Here is a 19,029-nt window from a genome sequence, read left to right as displayed (position 1 = left end):
CGGACAACGAGACCGAGCAGATCTTCGCCGAGGTGTGCTCCCGCCACCCCGACCACCACCATGCCCACCATCTGATGGCCGCGCGGCTCGCCGAGCGCCGCCCGGGCGACGGCCCCGACCCGATGCACGAGGTGTACGCCTTCGCCGCCGCCGGCGTGGCCCGCGCCCCCGCAGACTCCCCGCTCGCCCTGCTCCCGCTGGTCGCCCACGCCGAGCGGTACCGGGTGCTCGCCGCCCAGGGCGCCGCGCCGCGCGACCCCGTCGCCTCCGAGCACTGGACCGGCCGCCGCGCCCGCCAGGTGATCAAGTCCGCGTTCGACTGGTGGCTGGAGTGGGAGCGCGAGGACCACCCCCGGGCCGGGGTCGACCTGAACTTCCTCGCCCACGCCAAGCACTGCGAGGGCCGCCCCGCCGAGGCCGCCGCCCTCTTCCACCGCATCGGCCGGCACTACACCCCCGCCCCCTGGTCGTACCCGGACCGGGACCCCTACCGCGCCTTCCAGGCCGCGCGCAGCGCCGCACTGGGCACGGCCTAGCTCCACCGGACCACCGCACGCACCACGGCTCCACCCGCTCGGCACCACCCCCCGCGTCCCACCGAAAGGGCACCCCCGCCATGTCGACCGACAGCGATGAGATCCGTACGTACAAGGGACAGGAGAGAGCCCTGCGGGCCGACCGGCTCGGCACCCCCGGGCTGCTCCTCTCGGTGCTCGCCGCGAGCGCCCCGCTGATGGTGGTCGCCGGTGTCATGCCGACCACGTACGGCGTGATGGGCATCGTCGGCCAGCCCCTGCTCTTCCTCATCCTCGGCGCCGTCCTGGTCCTGTTCAGCTTCGGGTACGCGGAGATGAGCCGCCACGTCCACAACGCCGGCGCGTTCTACGCGTACATAGCCAGGGGCCTCGGCCCCACCGCCGGGGCGGGCGCCGCCTTCGTCGCGCTGATCGCCTACAGCACCCTCCAGGTCGGCATCTACGGCATGTTCGGCTTCGAGGTCTCCAGCCTCTTCGCCACCTACCTCGACACCGAACTCGCCTGGTGGATCCCGGCGCTCGCGGCCGTCGCGCTGGTGGGCGTACTCGCCTGGCTGAAGATCGACCTCAACGCCAAGGTGCTGGGCGTGCTGCTCGTCATCGAGGTGGCGCTGGTCGTCGTCTTCGACTTCGCGGCCGTGGCCGACCCGGCGAAGGAGGGCCTGTCGCTGCACGCCTTCAACCCCTCCACCCTCTCCGGCGCGGGCATCGGCACCGCCCTGTGCTTCTGCATCGCCGCCTTCACCGGCTTCGAGCAGGCCCCGGTGTACGCGGAGGAGACCAGCCGCCCGCATCTGGTCGTCTCCCGGGTGATGTTCCTGGCCGTCGGCTTCTCCGCGGTGTTCTTCGCGTTCAGCTCCTGGGCGCTCAACGTCGCCGCCGGCCCCGACGGCATCGTCGACGCGGCCCGCAAGAACGGTCCCGGCCTGCTGTTCGGGCTCACCGAGGACCGGCTCGGCGGCACCTTCACCGACGTCCTGCACGGCCTCTTCGTCACCGGCATGTTCGCCGCGCTGCTCAGCTTCCACAACGTGGTCGCCCGGTACGTCTTCGCCATGGGCCGCGAGGGCCTGCTGCCCGCCGCGTTCGGCCGGACCAACCACACCAGCGGAGCCCCCGGCTCCGGCTCCCTCCTGCAGACCGTGATCTCGTTCGTGGTGGTCGTGGCGTTCGCCGTCGCCGACGACAAGCCCACCGGCGACCCGACCGCCGCCGTGCTGCACCTGTTCACCTGGATGGGCAACGTGGGCGCGCTCGGTGTGATCGTGCTGATGGCCGCCGCCTCCTTCGCGGTCATCGCCTTCTTCGTCCGCCGGGGCGCGGCCGGCGCGCAGCTGTGGCGGCTGCTCGCCTCCGGCGTCGCCGGGGTCGCGCTCCTCGTCATCGCGTTCTACACGGTCAAGGACTTCGACGTCCTCGTCGGCGCGGGCCCGGACTCCTCGCTCAGTTGGCTGCTGCCCTCGATCATCGCGCTCGCCCTGGCGGGCGGTGTGGCGTACGGCCTGGTCGTCCGGGCGGTGCGGCCCGAGGCGCACGCCCGGATCGGCCAGGGCAACGAGGCCTTCCGGCTGGAGAAGGCCGCCCGCGGCAGCGACGAGCGGGCCCGGATCTGACCAAACGGTGACGGTGGGCCGGTGCCCCTGGTGTCCGGGGGCCGCCGGTGCTCGAATCAGGGGGTGAACCCTGAACCACCGCTCGACGGCGGCGCCCCGGTCGGCCGCCGGATCGTGCTCGGCATGCTCGGCCTCGGCGTCGCCGGGGTCGCCGCCGCCCCCGCGCTCCAGCGCGGCCTGGAGTCCGTCCTCGGCGCCGCCGCCGGGAAGGACCCCACCGGCCTGACCGGCCTGCTGCCCAACGGCGGCGGCTTCCGCTACTACTCCGTCGCCGCCTCCGTACCGCACCAGGGCGCCGCCGGCTACCGGCTCACCGTCGACGGCCTCGTCGACCGCCCCGCCACCTACACCCTGGACGCGCTGCGGGCGCTGCCCCAGACGCGGCTGGTGCGGGACGTGCAGTGCGTGACGGGGTGGCGGGTGCCGGACACGCCGTTCGCGGGGGTGCGGCTGTCCAGGCTGCTCGACGCCGCGGGGGTGCGCGCGGGGGCCGGGGCGGTCCGCTTCACCTGCTTCGACGGCACGTACACCGAGAGCCTCACGCTCGAACAGGCCCGCCGCGACGACGTGCTGGTCGCCCTGAGCATGAAGGACAAGCCGGTCTCCCACGCGCACGGCGGCCCGGTCCGCCTCTATGTGGCGCCCATGTACTTCTACAAGTCGGCGAAATGGCTCTCCGGGATCACCGTGACGGGCACGGTACGGCGCGGGTTCTGGGAGGAGCGGGGCTATGACACGGATGCCTGGGTCGGCCGGTCCAACGGACGCGACGACCATCCCACCGGCTGAACCGGCGGCGCGGGTACGGAGGTTCACCGCGGCCGAGCGCTGGGTGCACCGCGCCAACGCGCTCGTGTTCGGGGTGTGCGTGCTGTCGGCCGCCGTGCTCTACCTGCCGCAGCTCGCCGAGGCGGTGGGCCGCCGGGAGCTGGTGGTGACGGTGCACGAGTTCTCCGGGGTGCTGCTGCCCGTGCCGGTCCTGGCGGGGCTCCTCTCCCGGGCCTTCCGGGCCGATCTGCGCCGGCTCAACCGGTTCGGCCGGCACGACCGCCGCTGGCTGCGCTCGGCGCTCACCCGGGACGGACGGCCGCGTACGGCGGGCAAGTTCAACGCCGGGCAGAAGGTCTACGCCGGGTGGATCACCGGGGCCGCGCTCGTCCTGCTCGGCACCGGGCTGTTCATGTGGTTCACCCACCTCGCTCCGCTGCCGGTGCGGGTCGGCTCGACCTTCGTCCACGACTGGCTGGCGCTGGCCGTCGGGATCGTGCTGAGCGGCCATGTGGCCATGGCGCTCCGCGACCCGGAGGCACGCCGTGGCATGCGCACCGGGTCGGTGGAGCGTTCCTGGGCCCGGCGGGAGCACGGGCTGTGGCTGGAGGAGCCGGCGGACGGCGCCGGAGGACCGCTAGATCACCAGTGACAGCAGCAGGACGAAGCCCAGGGCCACCACGGAGATGATCGTCTCCATCACCGACCAGGTCTTCACCGTCTGGCCGACGTCCATCCCGAAGTACTCCTTCACCAGCCAGAACCCGGCGTCGTTGACATGGCTGAAGAAGAGCGAGCCCGCGCCGACGGCGAGGACCAGCAGGGCCGTGTGCCCGGTCGACATGTCCGCGGCCAGCGGGGCCACCAGACCGGCGGCGGAGATGGTCGCCACCGTGGCCGAGCCGGTCGCCAGCCGGATCGCGACCGCGATAAGCCAGCCGAGCAGCAGCGCGGGGATGGACCAGTCCTTGGAGATGTCCAGGATCATCTGGCCCACACCGACGTCGATCAGCGTCTGCTTGAAGCCGCCGCCCGCGCCGACGATCAGGAGGATGCCCGCGATCGGGGCGAGCGACTTCTCGACCGTGGTGGAGATCCGCTCCTTGCTGAACCCGGCGGCCCGGCCCAGCGTGAAGATCGCGACGAGGACGGCCGCGAGGAGCGCGATCAGCGGTGAGCCGATCACGTCGGTGACGCGCTGGAGGTGGTTCTTCGGGTCGTCGACCACGATGTCGACCAGGGCCTTCACCAGCATCAGCACGACCGGCAGCAGCACCGTCGAGACGGTCGCGACGAAGCTCGGCCGTGTCCGGAGCTCCTCGGAGGGGCGGGCCGGGACCATCCGGTCCGGCGCCGGGATGTCGACCCAGCGGGCCGCGTACCGGGAGAAGACCGGACCGGCGATGATCACCGTGGGGACGGCGACGAGGACGCCGAGGGCGAGGGTGACGCCCAGGTTGGCGCCCACCGCGTCGATGGCGACCAGCGGGCCGGGGTGCGGCGGGATCAGCCCGTGCATCACCGAGAGTCCGGCGAGCGCCGGGATGCCGATCCGCATCAGCGAGTAGTTGCCGCGCTTGGCGACGAGCAGCACCACCGGGATCAGCAGCACGATCCCGACCTCGAAGAAGAGCGGCAGGCCGATGATCGAGGCGATCACGACCATCGCCCAGGGCATCGCGCGCCCGCCGGACTTCCCGGCCCTCGCCAGGATCGTGTCGACGATCTGGTCCGCGCCGCCGGAGTCGGCGAGCGGTTTGCCGAGGACGGCGCCGAGCGCGATGAGCACCCCGACGCCCGCGACGGTGTTGCCCAGGCCCGTGGTGAAGCTGGTGATGGCCTTGTCCAGCGGCGCCCCGGCGAAGGCGCCCAGCGCCAGCGAGCCGATGGTCAGGGAGAGGAAGGCGTGCAGCTTGAACCGGGTGATGAGCAGGACGATGACGGCGATGCCGGCGAGTACGGCGATCCCCAACCGGGCGTTGCCCGCCGAGGTGATCGGCTCGGCCGCGCCCGCTGCCAGGATCTCGACGCATGGACTGGTCACGGTGTGGTCCTTAAGCGGGGAGCCGGCGCAGCGCGGCGACGGCCCGGTCGGTGATCTCTTCGGGGGTCCCGGCGACGTCGACGGCCACGCCCGCCTCGTCCGCCTGGAGCGGCTGGAGCGTGGCGAACTGCGAGTCGAGGAGCGCGGTGGGCATGAAGTGGCCCCTGCGCTCGGCCATCCGGCGTTCGATGAGCTCCCGGTCGCCGGTCAGATGCAGGAAGACGAGGCCGGGGGCGGCTGCCCGCAGCCGGTCGCGGTAGGCGCGCTTGAGCGCGGAGCTGCTCACCACCCCGCCGAGTCCGGCCCGCCCGTGCGCCCAGCGCCCGATCGCGTCGAGCCAGGGCCATCGGTCGCCGTCCTCCAGCGGGACGCCGGCCGACATCTTGGCGACGTTGGCCGCCGGGTGGAAGTCGTCGCCCTCGGCGTACGGGACGCCCAGCGCCCGCGCGACCAGCGGGCCGATGGTGGTCTTGCCGGTGCCGGCCACGCCCATCACCACGACGACGTGGGGGGTGCTCATAGCGGTGCCTCGCTGTCTTCGTCGACATCGATGTGGTCCGGGCGGGGGCCGTTTCCGGCCATCCGTCCGTCGCGCTACTGAAACCCAAAAGGTGCGACGTATTCAAGACCTCGTGACAAATAAGTAATACTTTTCTGCTCGCCGGGTCCGTGTGCCCGTCCTGCCCCGGTTCCACCGCCCCGTACCCTTACGGCCATGACCACACAGGCCCAGGGACTGCACGCACAGGTGCTCGACACCCTCGGCCGCGCGATCACCGCAGGCGACTACCCGCCCGGCAGCGTGCTGCGCGGCGACGAGCTCGCCCAGCGCTTCGACGTCTCGCGCACCGTGATCCGCGAGGCGATCCGGGTCCTGGAGTCCATGCAGCTGGTGGAGTCCCGGCGCCGGGTCGGGGTGACGGTCCGGGCCACCGAGCAGTGGAACGTGTACGACCCCCAGGTCATCCGCTGGCGCCTGGCCGGGGCCGACCGGCCGCGCCAGCTGCGCTCACTGACCGTGCTGCGCTCGGCCGTGGAGCCGGTCGCCGCCGGGCTCGCCGCCCACCACGCCACCCCCGAGCAGTGCGCCGCCCTCACCGAGCAGGCGCTCGGCATGGTCGCCACCTCGCGCGGACGCCAGTTGGAGGGCTACCTCGTCCACGACGTGGCCTTCCACCGGATCGTCCTGAACGCGTCGGGCAACGAGATGTTCGCCCGGCTCGGCGACGTGGTCGCCGAGGTCCTGACCGGCCGCACCCACCACCAGGTGATGTTCGAGGACCCCGACCCGGCCGCCGTCACCCTGCACGTCCGGGTGGCCGAGGCGGTCCGGGAGCGGGACGCGGAACGGGCCGAGCGGCTCACCCGCGAGATCGCCGTCGGTGCCCTCAAGGAATTGGACGTTCTCGCCCCGTAAAGCTCAGATTTACCTCAGATTCATCACAGATCTGCCCGTACGTGACATTGGCCACTGCCAAATGACCCGTCGAGCCGCGACCATGTCCCGAATCAGCCACGCCGCGGGTGACCCCACAGCGCTCTTCCCGCATCACCGGCCACCGCCGGGACGGCACCGGCACTGCCCGGTATCGCACGACCGCATGACCCCTCACGAAGGCGATACAGCTACATGAGTGACCGCACCATGCCTGCGGCCGAGACGTCGGCGCCCGCGCAGACGCAGGGCACCCCCCACATCGACGCCGGTGACGCCGGTTACAGCAAGGACCTCAAGTCCCGGCACATCAACATGATCGCCATCGGCGGCGCGATCGGCACCGGGCTCTTCCTCGGCGCCGGCGGCCGGATGGCGGGCGCGGGCCCCTCGCTCGCCATCGCCTACGCGGTCTGCGGCGTCTTCGCCTTCTTCGTGGTCAGAGCCCTCGGCGAGCTCGTGCTCTACCGCCCCTCCTCCGGCGCCTTCGTCTCCTACGCCCGTGAGTTCATGGGCGAGAAGGGCGCCTACACGGCCGGCTGGCTGTACTTCCTGAACTGGTCGACCACCGCCGTGGCCGACATCACGGCCGCCGCCACCTACGCCCACTTCTGGGCGATGTTCAGCGACATCCCGCAGTGGGTCCTCGCCCTGATCGCCCTGGCCGTGGTCCTCACCGCCAACCTGATCTCGGTGAAGTACTTCGGCGAGATGGAGTTCTGGTTCGCGATCGTCAAGGTCGCCGCCCTGGTCGCCTTCATGCTGGTCGGCATCTACCTGGTCGCCACCCAGCACAGCGTCGACGGCAACACCCCGGGCCTGGCCAACATCACCGACCACGGCGGCGTCTTCCCGATGGGCACGCTGCCGATGCTCCTGGTCGTCCAGGGCGTCGTCTTCGCGTACGCCTCGGTCGAGCTCTGCGGTGTCGCGGCCGGCGAGACCGAGAACCCGCAGAAGATCCTGCCCAAGGCGATCAACTCGATCATGTGGCGCGTCGGCGTCTTCTACGTCGGCTCGGTCGTCCTGCTCGCGCTGATCCTGCCGTACACCGCCTACTCGGGCGAGCAGAGCCCGTTCGTCACCGTCCTGGACAAGCTCGGCGTGCCGGGCGCGGCCGGTGTGATGAACCTGGTGGTCCTCACCGCCGCGCTCTCCAGCCTCAACTCCGGCCTGTACTCCACCGGCCGCATCCTGCGCTCGATGGCCGTCGCGGGCTCCGCGCCCAAGTTCACGGCCCGGATGAACAAGGGCCAGGTGCCCTACGGCGGTGTCCTGCTGACCGCCGCCTTCGGCGCCGCCGGTGTCGCCCTGAACAAGCTGATGCCGGACGACGCCTTCGAGATCGTGCTGAACTTCGCCTCCATCGGCATCCTCGGCACCTGGGCCATGATCATGGTCTGCTCGCTGCTCTTCTGGCGCCGAGCCCAGGAGGGCGTGCTCACCCGCCCGTCCTACCGGCTGCCCTGGGCCCCGTACACCCAGATCGTCACGCTGGTCTTCCTCGCCACGGTCCTGTACCTGATGTGGTACGGCGGCGGCGTCGGCCGCACCACCGTCTACTGCCTGCCCATCATCCTGGGCATGCTGGTCGGCGGCTGGTTCCTGGTCCGCAAGCGGGTCACGGAGCTCGCGGCGAAGCGCTAGGCACCGAGCAGCGGTACGAGAAGGGCGGCACCCCGGGCGCGGGGTGCCGCCCTTCGGAGTAACGTGCGGAGGTCGGGCCCGTACCCATCTCCGCCCGTGCGCGTCCGCGCGTACCGGCGGTGCGAGAAAGGAAGTCCACGTATGCCGCAGCAGGTCCGAGGGGTCGTCGCGCCGGGCAGGAACGAGCCCGTACGGGTGGAGACGATCGTGGTGCCGGACCCGGGGCCCGGCGAGGCCGTGGTGAAGGTCCAGGCGTGCGGGGTGTGCCACACCGATCTGCACTACAAGCAGGGCGGGATCAACGACGACTTCCCCTTCCTCCTCGGCCACGAGGCCGCCGGTGTGGTCGAGTCGGTCGGCGCCGGGGTGAGCGACGTGGCCCCCGGCGACTTCGTGATCCTGAACTGGCGCGCGGTGTGCGGCCAGTGCCGCTCCTGTCTGCGCGGGCGCCCCCAGTACTGCTTCAACACCCACAACGCCCGGCAGAAGATGACCCTCACCGACGGCACCGAGCTCTCTCCCGCGCTGGGCATCGGCGCCTTCGCCGAGAAGACGCTGGTGGCGGCCGGGCAGTGCACCAAGGTCGACCCGACGGTCTCCCCGGCCGTGGCGGGACTGCTCGGCTGCGGCGTCATGGCGGGCATCGGCGCCGCCCTCAACACCGGCAACGTGAGCCGGGGCGACTCGGTCGCCGTCATCGGCTGCGGCGGCGTCGGGGACGCGGCGATCGTGGGCGCCCGGCTCGCGGGCGCGTCGAAGATCGTGGCCGTCGACATCGACGACCGCAAGCTGGCCACGGCCAGGGCGATGGGCGCCACCCACACCGTCAACTCCCGCACCGCCGACGCCATCGAGGCGATCCGCTCCCTCACCGGCGGCTACGGAGCCGACGTCGTCATCGAGGCGGTCGGCCGCCCGGACACCTACGAACAGGCCTTCTACGCCCGCGACCTGGCCGGGACCGTCGTCCTGGTCGGCGTGCCCACCCCGGACATGAAGCTGGAACTGCCGCTGATCGACGTCTTCGGACGCGGCGGCGCGCTCAAGTCCTCCTGGTACGGCGACTGCCTGCCCTCCCGGGACTTCCCCATGCTGATCGACCTGCACCAGCAGGGCCGGATCGACCTCGCCGCCTTCGTCACCGAGACCATCGCCCTCGACGAGGTCGAGAAGGCCTTCGAGCGGATGCACGAGGGCGATGTGCTGCGCTCGGTGGTGGCGTTCTGATGGCCGCCCGTATCGAACACCTCGTCACCTCGGGCACCTTCGCCCTCGACGGCGGCGTCTGGGACGTCGACAACAACGTCTGGATCGTGGGCGACGACCAGGAGGCGGTGGTCGTCGACGCCGCCCACGACGCCCCGGCGATCCTGGCCGCCCTCGGCGGACGCACCCTGCGCGCGATCCTGTGCACCCACGCCCACAACGACCACGTCGGCGCCGCCCCGGAGCTCGCCGAGGCCACCGGCGCCCCGGTCCTGCTGCACCCCGACGACCTGCCGCTGTGGAAGCTCACCCACCCGGACCGCGCCCCCGACGGCGAACTGGCCGACGGTCAGGCCGTATCCGTCGCCGGGACGCGCCTGGAGGTCGTCCACACCCCGGGCCACGCCCCCGGCGCGGTGTGCCTGTACGCGCCGGAGCTGGGCACGGTCTTCACCGGCGACACCCTGTTCGCCGGGGGACCGGGCGCGACCGGCCGGTCCTTCTCGCACTTCCCGACGATTGTCGACTCGATCCGCGAGCGGCTGCTGACCCTGCCGCCCGACACCGTCGTACGGACGGGCCACGGCGACTCGACGACCATCGGCGCCGAGGCACCGCACCTGGACGAGTGGATCAAGCGCGGCCACTGAGGCCGTAGACCCGCTCGGCCGTGCCCCCGAGGACCTGGGCCCGCTCCCGCGGGCTCAGGTCCCTCACCAACTCCCGTGCGGTGTCAAGGACTTCACCGTACGAGGAGGCCACCAGGCACACCGGCCAGTCCGAGCCGTACATCAGCCGCCCGGGGCCGAACGCATCGAGGACGGTGTCCGCGTACGGCCGCAGCGCCTCGACGCTCCAGCCCGGCCCCGCCTCGGTGACCAGGCCCGACAGCTTGCAGACCGTGTTCGGGAGCGCGGCGAGCGCGCGGACGGCCGACGCCCAGGGCTCCACGGCGCCGGAGGCCACCGGCGGCTTGCCCAGGTGGTCCAGCACGAAGGTCAGCCCCGGGTGCCGCTCGGCGGCCCGGACGCAGGCCGGGAGCTGATGGGGGAGGACCACCAGGTCGTACGCGAGCCCCGCCGCCGCGACCGCCGCCAGACCCGCGCCCACGTCCGGCCGCAGCAGCCACCGGGGGTCGGGCTCGCCCTGCACCTGGTGCCGTATCCCCACCAGCCGGTTACCGCCGGGCAGCGCGACGAGCCGGGCCACCTCGTCGGCCGCCCCGGGCGCCGTGAGATCGGTCCAGCCGACGACCCCGCGCACCAGCGGGTCGCCCCCGGCGAGCGCCAGGAGCTCCGGGGTCTCCCCGGCCACCGTCACGGTCTGGACGAGGACGGTGGCACCGACCCCGGCGGCGGCGGCCTCGGACCGCAGCTCCTCGACGGGGAAGTCCCGCCGGAGGGCGGCGAGCCCGGGGGCCGCGAGCCACTCCTGCTCGCGGACGGCGAGGTCCCACACATGGTGGTGCGCGTCGACGACCGGCCCGGCCGGGTCCGGACCGGCCGTCACAGCTCCCACACCACCGGCAGCCCGGCGCCCGCGCCCGGACCGGAGTAGTCGTGGACGACCTCAAGGAGTCCGGCCATCCGGCTCTGCCAGGCGATGTTCACCGGCAGCCCCTCCAGTGCCGCCAGCAGCCGCGCGTAGTCGGCGCACTCGATCACATGGAACAGCTCGGTGCCGCTGCGCCAGATCGTCCACTCGGTGGCCCCGGCCGCCCGGATGGCGGCCGTCAGCTCCGCCGGGACCTCCCGGTGCGCCGCCTCGTACGCCTCGATCCGGTCGCCCCGGACCCTGGTGTGCAGTGCCACCCTCATACGCCCAGCTCCTCCCACAGCGCCTGCGGCACCGGCCGCCCGAACCGTCCGGCGGCGTCCCGGACCTCCGTCCCCGACCGCGCCCCCACCAGCACGCTCGCCACCGCCGGGTGCCGCAGCGGGAAGGCGAGCGCGGCGGTCCGCAGCGGAACGCCGTGGCGCTCGCAGACCGCCTTGATCCGCAGCGCCCGCTCCAGCAGGGCCGGCGGCGCCGCCGCGTAGTCGTAGGGGGCGCCGGGCCGGGGGTCGGCCAGCAACCCCGAGTTGAAGACCCCGCCGACGATTACGCTCCTGCCGCGCGCGGCGGCCTCGGGCAGCAGTACGTCGGCCGCGCGCTGGTCGAGCAGCGAGTACCGCCCGGCGCACAGCACCGCGTCCACGTCCGTCTCCCGGATGAACCGCGCCAGCGGTTCGGCGTGGTTCATCCCGGCGCCGATGGCCCGGACGACACCTTCCGCGCGCAGCCGCTCCAGCGCCGGATAGGCCTCGCGCAGGGCCTGTTCGGCGTGGTCGTCGGGGTCGTGCAGGAAGACCGCGTCGATCCGGTCGAGGCCGAGGCGGGCGAGGCTGTCCTCGATGCCGCGGCGCACCCCGTCCGCGCTGAAGTCCCAGCGGCGCCGGTGGGTGGCGGGCACCGCGAACCCCTCCGCGAGGTCGTCGCCGGCCGGTCCGTCGAGCGGTTCCAGGACGCGGCCGACCTTGGTGGAGACGGTGTACGCGTCCCGGGGCCGGTCCCGCAGGGCCTCCCCGAGCCGGCGCTCGGAGAGGCCGAGGCCGTAGTGCGGGGCGGTGTCGAAGTAGCGGACACCGGCCTCCCAGGCGGCGTCCACCGCCTCCCGGGCGTCCGCGTCGGACACCTCGCCCAGGAGGTTGCCGAGCCCGGCCGCACCGAGGGAGAGCGCACTGACGGCACAGCCGCTGCCGCCGAGCTGGGTGACACGCATACGAGGAGATTTATCAGATGTCTGAGGCGTGAAGGTACCCCTGGAACCCGGATTTCCGTCCCCCGGGCCCCTATTGATCCGACCTATCCCTCTCCGGGGCCGTCCTGGTCCCAGGCGGCCAGCCGCAGCCCGCTCTCGAACCTCCGCTCCCGCCCGTCCACCGGATCGGTGAACTCCAGCACTCTCGCCAGCAGTTGCAGCGGGCGGCGGAAGTCATCCGGGTCGGGCTCCTCGGCCACCACCGGATACACCGGGTCGTGGAGGATCGGCAGCCCGAGGCCGTTCATATGGACCCGCAGCTGATGGGTGCGCCCGGTCGCCGGGAGCAGCCGGTAGCGGCCGAGGCCGCCCCGGTGCCCGATCAGCTCGATCCGGCTCTCGGCGTTCGGCTCGCCCGGCTCCTCGCGGGCGGCGATCACCCCGCGCTCCTTGACGATCCGGCTGCGTACGGTCACCGGCAGTGCCACGCGCGCGTCGTACGGGGCGACCGCCTCGTACTCCTTGTGCACCCGCCGCTCGGCGAAGAGGTTCTGGTACGCGCCCCGGTCCTCGGGCCGCACCACGAACAGGGCGAGCCCGGCGGTCAGCCGGTCCAGGCGGTGCGCGGGCTGGAGCGCGGGCAGATCCAGCTCGCGCCGCAGCCGGGCCACGGCGGTCTCGGTGATGTGCCGCCCCCGGGGCGTCGTGGCCAGGAAGTGCGGCTTGTCCACGACCACGATCCGCTCGTCGCGGTGGACGATCCCGATGTCGAACGGCACGGGCACCTCGGGGGCGAAGTCGCGGTGGAACCAGACGTACATCCCCGCCCGGTACGCCAGCGCCTCGTCCACGGGCCCGTCGGGGCCGAGGAACCGCCCGTCGCGCACCATCTCGGCCACCCGCGCGGCCCCGATCGCACCCCCGAACCGCCCGACGAGGTGCTCGGCGACCGTCCCCCAGGCCCCCTCCGGGTCGGCGGGCAGCCGCACCCGTACCGGGTCGATGCCGTCGCGCTGGGGGAGCGGGGCGGCCGGGATCTTTGACCTACGTCTCACAAAAACAAGAAAACCCCAGCTCAGCTGGGGTTTTCAAGTGGTGTCCGAGGGGGGACTTGAACCCCCACGCCCGATAAAGGGCACTAGCACCTCAAGCTAGCGCGTCTGCCATTCCGCCACCCGGACAAGGTGTCTGTCTCGCGGGCCGTGCCCGTTCCGACGTGGAAAACAATAGCAAACATCTGGGGGTGCTCGATCACCCCCGTGGCCTGCGTGAACGCCGTATGTCGACGGGACGCCGCCCTTGGGTGCGCGGGGCGCGCGGGGGAGGATGTGGGGGAATCGACGAAGCGGCAGCGGCAGCAGCGGGAGGAAGCAGCGTGAGCGAGTCGAAGGCGGCGCGAGGCGTGACCGGCGAGGACGAGGTCGTCGACCTCTGTCGCGACCTGATCAGGATCGACACCAGCAACTACGGGGACCACTCCGGACCCGGCGAGCGGGCGGCGGCCGAGTACGTCGCCGAGAAGCTCGCGGAGGTGGGGCTCGAACCGAAGATCTTCGAGTCGCACACCGGACGGGCCTCCACGGTGGCCCGGATCGAGGGTGAGGACCCCTCACGGCCCGCGCTGCTCATCCACGGCCACACCGACGTCGTCCCGGCCAACGCCGACGACTGGACGCACCACCCGTTCTCGGGCGAGATCGCCGACGGCTGCGTCTGGGGGCGCGGCGCGGTCGACATGAAGGACATGGACGCGATGACCCTCGCGGTCGTACGGGACCGGCTGCGCAGCGGTCGCAAGCCCCCGCGCGACATCGTGCTCGCCTTCCTCGCCGACGAGGAGGCGGGCGGCACCTACGGGGCCCGCTACCTCGTCGACAAGCACCCCGACCTCTTCGAGGGCGTGACGGAGGCGATCAGCGAGGTCGGCGGCTTCTCGTTCACCGTCAACGAGAACCTGCGGCTCTACCTCGTGGAGACCGCCCAGAAGGGCATGCACTGGATGAAGCTGACCGTGGACGGCAGCGCCGGGCACGGTTCGATGATCCACAAGGACAACGCCATCACCGAGCTGTCCGAGGCGGTCGGGCGGCTGGGACGGCACAAGTTCCCGGTGCGCGTCACCAAGACGCTGCGGCACTTCCTCGACGAGCTCGGTGACGCGCTCGGCACCGAGCTCGACCCGGAGAACATGGACGAGACGCTGGCCAAGCTCGGCGGCATCGCCAAGCTCATCGGCGCCTCGCTCCAGAACACCGCCAACCCCACCCAGCTGGGCGCGGGCTACAAGGTCAACGTGATCCCGGGGCAGGCCACCGCGCACGTCGACGGGCGCTTCCTGCCGGGGTACGAGGAGGAGTTCCTCGCCGACCTCGACCGGATCCTGGGGCCCCGGGTCCGGCGCGAGGACGTGCACGCCGACAAGGCGCTGGAGACCACCTTCGACGGGGCGCTCGTCGACGCCATGCAGACGGCCCTGGTGGCCGAGGACCCGATCGCGCGGGCCGTGCCGTACATGCTCTCGGCCGGCACCGACGCCAAGTCCTTCGCCGACCTCGGCATCCGCTGCTTCGGCTTCGCGCCGCTGAAGCTGCCGCCGGAGCTCGACTTCGCCGGAATGTTCCACGGCGTGGACGAGCGGGTGCCGCTGGACGGTCTGAAGTTCGGCGTACGGGTCCTCGACCGGTTCATCGACGCCTCCTGAACCCGCGCGGTCCGCGGGTGCCGGCAGCGCCCGGCGTCCGCGGACCGCACCACGGCCGCTCTGGTGAAACGTCACGTCAACAATCGTCCGGGTGTACGGAGTTGACTGAGAAGAGTGAACGCGTTCATAAGCTCGTAGCCCCATAACTTTCCCCTCGTTACAGGGTGTGCGGTCCGCGGCTGGGATCGCACCTTTGCCAACAAGGAGGAAGTAATGATCAAGAAGGTCGTCGCTGCTGCGGCTGTCACCGGTGGTCTGGTTCTCGCGGGTGCCGGCCTCGCCGTCGCCGACGCCGGTGCCCAGGGCGCCGCGGTGAACTCCCCGGGCGTCGCTTCCGGCAACGTCATCCAGGTGCCCGTCCACGTGCCGGTCAACGTCTGCGGCAACACGATTTCCGTGATCGGGCTGCTGAACCCCGCCTTCGGCAACCACTGCGTCAACAAGTGACGTCGAGTCCGAACCCGTGAGGCCCGAGCCGGGCGGCCCCGGAGCGCGCGCCATGCGCTCCGGGGCCGCCAGGCATCCCCTCCCGGGCGCACCGGCGTCCGGGAGTACCCGGTAGGTAGAAGGCAGGGAACAACCTATGCGACAGGTCACCAGAAAAGGCCTGATCACCATGGCCGCCGCCACCGGCGTCATCGCCATGGGCAGTGGCTACGCACAAGCCGACTCCACGGCGAACGGAGGCGCCAAGAACTCCCCGGGCGCCCTGTCCGGCAACGCGGTCCAGGCGCCGGTGCACGTGCCGGTCAACGCGTGCGGCAACACCGTCAACGTCATCGGGCTGCTCAACCCGGTGATGGGCAACACCTGCGTCAACAAGGGCGGTTCGCACCACGGCGCCGGCGGTGCCACGGCCCACGGCGGCGCGAGCAACTCGCCCGGCGTCGGCTCCGGCAACAGCGTCCAGGCGCCCGTCGACGTCCCGGTCAACGCGTGCGGCAACGGCGTCACCGTGATCGGGGCCCTCAACCCGGTCTTCGGCAACGACTGCGCCAACGTCTCCGGCGACGACCACGAGCCCGCCCACCACCCGGGCAAGCCGGGGCACCCGGGCCACCCCGGTCACCCCGGACAGCCGGGCCACCCCGGCAAGCCCGGTGAGCCGTGCGACACGGACCACCCCGGCAAGCCCCACCACCCGGGCAAGCCCGGGGACCAGGTCAAGCCGATCCACCGGACCAAGCCGGGACAGCACCCGCACACCCCGGCCGGGCCGGCCACCTCGGCCGTCTCGCACACCCCGGGCGGCCAGACCATGACCGCCCCGCAGGCCGCCGGTGCGCTGGCGCACACCGGGTCGGACATGCTGGGCATCGCCCTGCCGGCCGGCGCGGGCCTGCTCCTGGCCGGAACCACGCTCTACCGCCGGGCCCGCTCGGGCGCGTAGGCGAAGCCGCTCCCGGAGCGGCAGTAACCGGACAGAACGGATCGGGCCCCGCGACCGCGGGGCCCGACCCGTTTCCGTCACCCGGCGTCCGTCACCACGTGGCGCGCAGCTGGCGGATGATCCGCCTGCGCAGCCGCACCCGGCGGCTGCCGTCACGCAGCAGACTCAGTCGCTCCAACTCCCAGTGTCCGTACTCGGCGTGGTCGGTCAACAGACGTGTGGTCTCCTTGCGGGACACCCCGCGAGGCACGTACACGTCGACAAATTCGTATTCCGGCATCGCATCTATTGTGCGGGCAGAGCCCCGGTACGGATAGCGTCTGCACTATGTCTGATGCTGCGCAGCCCTCCGCTGCCGAGGTACGTGCCGCCGCCGACGCGGTCAAAGCCGCGCTGGACCGCCACCTGGAGGCGGTGGAACGCCGCACCGGGGACGACGATCCGGCCGTGTACGAGGCGTTCAACGCCCTGGCGGCTGCTGCCGAGGCGTACGACGAGCGGCTCTACGACCGGTACGACGAGGTCACCCCCTTCGAGATCCCGGGCGCCGACGACTCCCTGCCGCCTTACACCGGCCCCGAGGAGCCGAACGCGCTGAGCGTCCTGATCCGCCGCGACTACGCCGTGGTGGAACCCCAGCGGCTGCTTGCCCAGGCCCAGCGGATCGCGGACCTGGACCCGGAGGCCGAGGACCCGGCCGAGGAGGACCGGACGGCAGCGGTGGTCGGCACGAGCGTGCACGCGGCGCTCGGTGTGCTCTTCGGGGAGTACGAACCGGACGAGATCGCCTCCCGGCACAAGGAGTTCGGTCTGGAGGAGGGCGACTCCACGCTCTGGGTGTCGGCCGCGGACGAGCCGCCGGAGCCGGGGGAGTGGCTGAGCACGCCGTTCGACCACGCCGACCCGCAGCGGGTGGTGTGCCGGTTCGACGTCAGCGCGGTCTTCGACGAGGACGAGCTGGAGGAGGAGGACGACCTGCCGGGGGCGTCCTGACCCCCTCGGCCTCGCCTTTCTGGCCCTTCCGACCTTCCCGGCCTTCTCACGCGGCAGCCTCCGCGCCCTTCCGGGCGCGGAGGCTGCCGTGTGAGGGCCCCCGGAGGGGCCGGGGCTACTCGGCCCCGGGCGCGCGCAGCAGGGCCGTCAGAAGGGGCGTGAGCCGCGTCGTACGCGCCGGAGCGAGCACCTCGGCCACCGAGCGCGGGAGCGCCTGGTCCACGCCGTGCACCACGGACAGATGCCGCTCGGCGCGGCCGAACGCCGTGTAGACCCACGCCCGGCTCAGGCCCTGCGCCGCGTCCCCCGGCAGCACCGCCACCACCGCGGGCCAGCGCGTCCCGGCCGCCTGGTGGGCGGTCAGGGCCCAGCCGTGCCGCAGCGCCGACTCGACCCGCTCCTTCGGTACGACGAGCTTCTCGCCCCCGCAGTCGAGGTGCAGCCCGTCCGGACCCGCCGAGACGACGACGCCCACCGAGGTGCGCCCGGGCGCCTCCGCGTACGCCACGCGGTCGCCCGGGTCGAAGCCGGCGAACCGGCCGGGGCCGGGGTTGAGCCGCTGCTTCAGGGCCGCGTTGAGCGCCCGCGTACCCGCCGAGCCGCCGTGGCCCACCGTGATCACCTGGGTCTGCTCGGTGGGCACCCCGATCGCACGCGGCACCGAGTCCGCCACGAGCTGGACGCAGCGGTGCACGGCCTCGCCCGCGTCCCGCACCGGGACAATCACGATCTCCTTGCCCGGCGCCTCGGCCTGGCCGAGCTCGCCGACCCCGATCCCGGAGACCAGCTCGCCGATCGGGCCAGGGTCGGGGGTGCGCGACGCCACATGCGGCACCGCCCGGGCCGCCAGGACATCGGCGAACACCCGGCCCGCGCCCGCCGAACCCAGCACCTCCGGGTCCCCGCCGAGCACCAGCCGGCAGCCGTCCGGCAGGGACTCGACGAGCATCGCCGCGCCCTCCACGTCCAGCTGCGGGGCGTCCTGCACGACCAGGACGTCCAGGGCGAGCGCCCCGTCCTCGTCCCGGCCCGGCCCTTCGGCGGAGAGCAGTTGGGCCACGGTGAACGCCCGCTCGGCGCCCACCGCAGCGGCGAGCCGGCGCCGCCCGTCCCGGGTGTGGACGGCGCCGGCCACCCGCAGCCCGAGGCCGTGCGCGGCGGTGACGACGGCCGCCGACTCGGCGCGGGCCGCCTCACCGCCGGAGTGGGTGACCACGCCGCTGCCCGCCACCGCCCTGATCAGCTCGGCGGCGGACGGCGAGGGAGCGGCTGCCGCGGCGCCCTCCCAGTCGGTGCCGTCGTCCTTAACCGGGGCGTTGGCGAGCCGGGCCAGGCCGTCGGCGAGGCTCTCCTCCGCCAGCGCGTACCGGTCGAGGCCGAGCAGCACCTCGACGGGCGCCTCCGGTGCCTCTTCCGTCTCCTCGGTCTCCTGCTCCCGGTCCTCCCGGTCCTCCCGGGCGGCCTCGTCGGCGCCGCCCGGCTCACCGTCCAGCGAAGCCTCGCCGTCCTGGAAGACCAGCACCACGCCCTCGGTGATCGCCTGCCGCACCGCCTCGTCCGGGTCCGGCAGCGAACGCTCGGCCAGCGCCGCCTTCACCGCCGCGATCGGCAGCGCCGTGTGGCCCTGCACCGAGGCGCGCTCCAGGGTCCAGGCGACCAGCGCGGCGGCCCGGCGCGGGTCGTCCGGGCCGCACTCGGCGCCCAGCAGCGCCCGGGCGAAGCCGTCGGCCTGCTCGGGACGGATGCCGGGCACGGCGAGCAGCTGCCAGGGGTCGGCCCGCAGCACGTCTGCCGCCTGCTCGCCGAGGGCGTCGGTGACCTGCGGGGCCAGCGAGTCCGGCGCGCCTCCCTCGGCCAGCACGGCCCGCGCTGCGGCCAGCGCCTCGGGTCCCGCCGCGCGCGCGGGCTGCGGCGCCTGCGGCCGGACGGGCGCGGGGGAGGCCGGCAGCGGGGCGG

The 19,029-nt window shown here is 72.8% G+C and carries 19 protein-coding genes, 1 tRNA gene and 1 pseudogene; 12 read left to right on the top strand and 9 right to left on the bottom strand.

Annotated elements, in window-relative coordinates; genetic code table 11:
- The 4 genes and pseudogenes from ACJA3G_RS09780 to ACJA3G_RS09765 form a co-directional block, all read left to right on the top strand.
- A pseudogene (locus ACJA3G_RS09780) lies at nt 1-536 on the top strand (hypothetical protein); the annotation flags it as partial.
- Between the two features lie 80 nt (nt 537-616).
- Nucleotides 617-2,149 carry an APC family permease gene (locus ACJA3G_RS09775; protein WP_406552509.1) on the top strand — a complete coding sequence of 511 codons (1,533 nt, stop codon included), beginning with the start codon at nt 617-619 and terminating at the stop codon, nt 2,147-2,149.
- Between the two features lie 123 nt (nt 2,150-2,272).
- Nucleotides 2,273-2,938, top strand: coding sequence for a molybdopterin-dependent oxidoreductase (locus ACJA3G_RS09770; protein WP_406552510.1), 666 nt, complete (start codon nt 2,273-2,275; stop codon nt 2,936-2,938).
- Entirely contained in the window at nt 2,880-3,569 is a 690-nt protein-coding gene (locus ACJA3G_RS09765) for a cytochrome b/b6 domain-containing protein (protein ID WP_406552508.1), read from the top strand. Before ACJA3G_RS09770 ends, ACJA3G_RS09765 begins: the two co-directional genes overlap by 59 nt.
- Here ACJA3G_RS09765 and ACJA3G_RS09760 read toward each other — a convergent pair.
- On the bottom strand, nt 3,555-4,961 hold the full coding sequence (locus tag ACJA3G_RS09760) for a gluconate:H+ symporter (protein WP_406552507.1): 1,407 nt from the start codon (nt 4,959-4,961) through the stop codon (nt 3,555-3,557). The two genes, ACJA3G_RS09765 and ACJA3G_RS09760, sit on opposite strands and share 15 nt — an antisense overlap.
- Before the next feature lie 10 nt (nt 4,962-4,971).
- Complete coding sequence (locus ACJA3G_RS09755) at nt 4,972-5,481, bottom strand: gluconokinase (protein ID WP_406552506.1); 510 nt, start codon at nt 5,479-5,481, stop codon at nt 4,972-4,974.
- Nucleotides 5,482-5,676: 195 nt separating this feature from the next.
- Between ACJA3G_RS09755 and ACJA3G_RS09750 the strand changes: the two genes are divergently transcribed.
- From ACJA3G_RS09750 to ACJA3G_RS09735, 4 genes are all read left to right on the top strand, one after another.
- On the top strand, nt 5,677-6,378 hold the full coding sequence (locus tag ACJA3G_RS09750; protein WP_358832794.1) for a FadR/GntR family transcriptional regulator: 702 nt from the start codon (nt 5,677-5,679) through the stop codon (nt 6,376-6,378).
- A gap of 213 nt (nt 6,379-6,591) precedes the next feature.
- Nucleotides 6,592-8,043, top strand: a complete 1,452-nt coding sequence (locus tag ACJA3G_RS09745) for an amino acid permease (protein WP_406552505.1) — start codon at nt 6,592-6,594, stop codon at nt 8,041-8,043.
- A gap of 141 nt (nt 8,044-8,184) precedes the next feature.
- On the top strand, nt 8,185-9,270 hold the full coding sequence (locus ACJA3G_RS09740; RefSeq protein WP_406552504.1) for an S-(hydroxymethyl)mycothiol dehydrogenase: 1,086 nt from the start codon (nt 8,185-8,187) through the stop codon (nt 9,268-9,270).
- On the top strand, nt 9,270-9,899 hold the full coding sequence (locus ACJA3G_RS09735) for an MBL fold metallo-hydrolase (protein WP_406552503.1): 630 nt from the start codon (nt 9,270-9,272) through the stop codon (nt 9,897-9,899). Before ACJA3G_RS09740 ends, ACJA3G_RS09735 begins: the two co-directional genes overlap by 1 nt.
- On the opposite strand, the gene ACJA3G_RS09730 is transcribed toward ACJA3G_RS09735, so the two are convergent.
- From ACJA3G_RS09730 to ACJA3G_RS09710, 5 genes are all read right to left on the bottom strand, one after another.
- Entirely contained in the window at nt 9,883-10,758 is an 876-nt protein-coding gene (locus ACJA3G_RS09730; RefSeq protein WP_406552502.1) for an amidohydrolase family protein, read from the bottom strand. The two genes, ACJA3G_RS09735 and ACJA3G_RS09730, sit on opposite strands and share 17 nt — an antisense overlap.
- Entirely contained in the window at nt 10,755-11,066 is a 312-nt protein-coding gene (locus tag ACJA3G_RS09725; protein WP_406552501.1) for an L-rhamnose mutarotase, read from the bottom strand. Before ACJA3G_RS09725 ends, ACJA3G_RS09730 begins: the two co-directional genes overlap by 4 nt.
- A complete protein-coding gene (locus tag ACJA3G_RS09720) occupies nt 11,063-12,010 on the bottom strand; it encodes an aldo/keto reductase (protein ID WP_406552500.1) in 948 nt (315 codons plus the stop codon). Before ACJA3G_RS09720 ends, ACJA3G_RS09725 begins: the two co-directional genes overlap by 4 nt.
- An 83-nt stretch (nt 12,011-12,093) precedes the next feature.
- Entirely contained in the window at nt 12,094-13,044 is a 951-nt protein-coding gene (locus ACJA3G_RS09715; RefSeq protein ID WP_406552499.1) for an RluA family pseudouridine synthase, read from the bottom strand.
- A 38-nt stretch (nt 13,045-13,082) separates the two neighbouring features.
- Nucleotides 13,083-13,170: transfer RNA gene (locus tag ACJA3G_RS09710), tRNA-Leu, on the bottom strand.
- A 194-nt stretch (nt 13,171-13,364) separates the two neighbouring features.
- Here ACJA3G_RS09710 and ACJA3G_RS09705 point away from each other — a divergent pair.
- From ACJA3G_RS09705 to ACJA3G_RS09695, 3 genes are all read left to right on the top strand, one after another.
- Entirely contained in the window at nt 13,365-14,690 is a 1,326-nt protein-coding gene (locus ACJA3G_RS09705) for a M20/M25/M40 family metallo-hydrolase (RefSeq protein WP_406552498.1), read from the top strand.
- 213 nt (nt 14,691-14,903) lie between these two features.
- Complete coding sequence (gene chpH, locus ACJA3G_RS09700) at nt 14,904-15,137, top strand: chaplin ChpH (RefSeq protein ID WP_406552497.1); 234 nt, start codon at nt 14,904-14,906, stop codon at nt 15,135-15,137.
- 136 nt (nt 15,138-15,273) lie between these two features.
- Entirely contained in the window at nt 15,274-16,080 is an 807-nt protein-coding gene (locus ACJA3G_RS09695) for a chaplin (protein ID WP_406552496.1), read from the top strand.
- A gap of 91 nt (nt 16,081-16,171) precedes the next feature.
- Here the strand turns inward: ACJA3G_RS09695 and ACJA3G_RS09690 are convergent, their stop codons facing one another.
- Complete coding sequence (locus tag ACJA3G_RS09690; RefSeq protein WP_344075348.1) at nt 16,172-16,360, bottom strand: DUF5703 family protein; 189 nt, start codon at nt 16,358-16,360, stop codon at nt 16,172-16,174.
- A 47-nt stretch (nt 16,361-16,407) separates the two neighbouring features.
- Between ACJA3G_RS09690 and ACJA3G_RS09685 the strand changes: the two genes are divergently transcribed.
- On the top strand, nt 16,408-17,073 hold the full coding sequence (locus tag ACJA3G_RS09685) for a hypothetical protein (protein WP_406552495.1): 666 nt from the start codon (nt 16,408-16,410) through the stop codon (nt 17,071-17,073).
- A 115-nt stretch (nt 17,074-17,188) separates the two neighbouring features.
- Here the strand turns inward: ACJA3G_RS09685 and ACJA3G_RS09680 are convergent.
- The coding region (locus tag ACJA3G_RS09680; protein WP_406552494.1) for a helix-hairpin-helix domain-containing protein at nt 17,189-19,029 on the bottom strand (1,841 nt) is incomplete at its 5' end.

The sequence above is a fragment of the Streptomyces sp. YS-3 genome, from assembly GCF_045257485.1.
GTDB lineage: Bacteria > Actinomycetota > Actinomycetes > Streptomycetales > Streptomycetaceae > Streptomyces.
Note: the sequence above shows the minus strand (reverse complement) of the source record. Positions and strands in the feature narration are given on the sequence as shown.

Excerpts from the sequence above, each read along its gene's own strand:
- ACJA3G_RS09775 (WP_406552509.1), top strand. The coding sequence starts at position 617 with ATGTCGACCGACAGCGATGAGATCCGTACGTACAAGGGACAGGAGAGA.
- ACJA3G_RS09770 (WP_406552510.1), top strand. The coding sequence starts at position 2,273 with ATGCTCGGCCTCGGCGTCGCCGGGGTCGCCGCCGCCCCCGCGCTCCAG.
- ACJA3G_RS09765 (WP_406552508.1), top strand. The coding sequence starts at position 2,880 with ATGACACGGATGCCTGGGTCGGCCGGTCCAACGGACGCGACGACCATC.
- ACJA3G_RS09755 (WP_406552506.1), bottom strand. The coding sequence starts at position 5,481 with ATGAGCACCCCCCACGTCGTCGTGGTGATGGGCGTGGCCGGCACCGGC.
- ACJA3G_RS09750 (WP_358832794.1), top strand. The coding sequence starts at position 5,677 with ATGACCACACAGGCCCAGGGACTGCACGCACAGGTGCTCGACACCCTC.
- ACJA3G_RS09745 (WP_406552505.1), top strand. The coding sequence starts at position 6,592 with ATGAGTGACCGCACCATGCCTGCGGCCGAGACGTCGGCGCCCGCGCAG.
- ACJA3G_RS09740 (WP_406552504.1), top strand. The coding sequence starts at position 8,185 with ATGCCGCAGCAGGTCCGAGGGGTCGTCGCGCCGGGCAGGAACGAGCCC.
- ACJA3G_RS09735 (WP_406552503.1), top strand. The coding sequence starts at position 9,270 with ATGGCCGCCCGTATCGAACACCTCGTCACCTCGGGCACCTTCGCCCTC.
- ACJA3G_RS09725 (WP_406552501.1), bottom strand. The coding sequence starts at position 11,066 with ATGAGGGTGGCACTGCACACCAGGGTCCGGGGCGACCGGATCGAGGCG.
- ACJA3G_RS09720 (WP_406552500.1), bottom strand. The coding sequence starts at position 12,010 with ATGCGTGTCACCCAGCTCGGCGGCAGCGGCTGTGCCGTCAGTGCGCTC.
- chpH (WP_406552497.1), top strand. The coding sequence starts at position 14,904 with ATGATCAAGAAGGTCGTCGCTGCTGCGGCTGTCACCGGTGGTCTGGTT.
- ACJA3G_RS09695 (WP_406552496.1), top strand. The coding sequence starts at position 15,274 with ATGCGACAGGTCACCAGAAAAGGCCTGATCACCATGGCCGCCGCCACC.
- ACJA3G_RS09690 (WP_344075348.1), bottom strand. The coding sequence starts at position 16,360 with ATGCCGGAATACGAATTTGTCGACGTGTACGTGCCTCGCGGGGTGTCC.
- ACJA3G_RS09685 (WP_406552495.1), top strand. The coding sequence starts at position 16,408 with ATGTCTGATGCTGCGCAGCCCTCCGCTGCCGAGGTACGTGCCGCCGCC.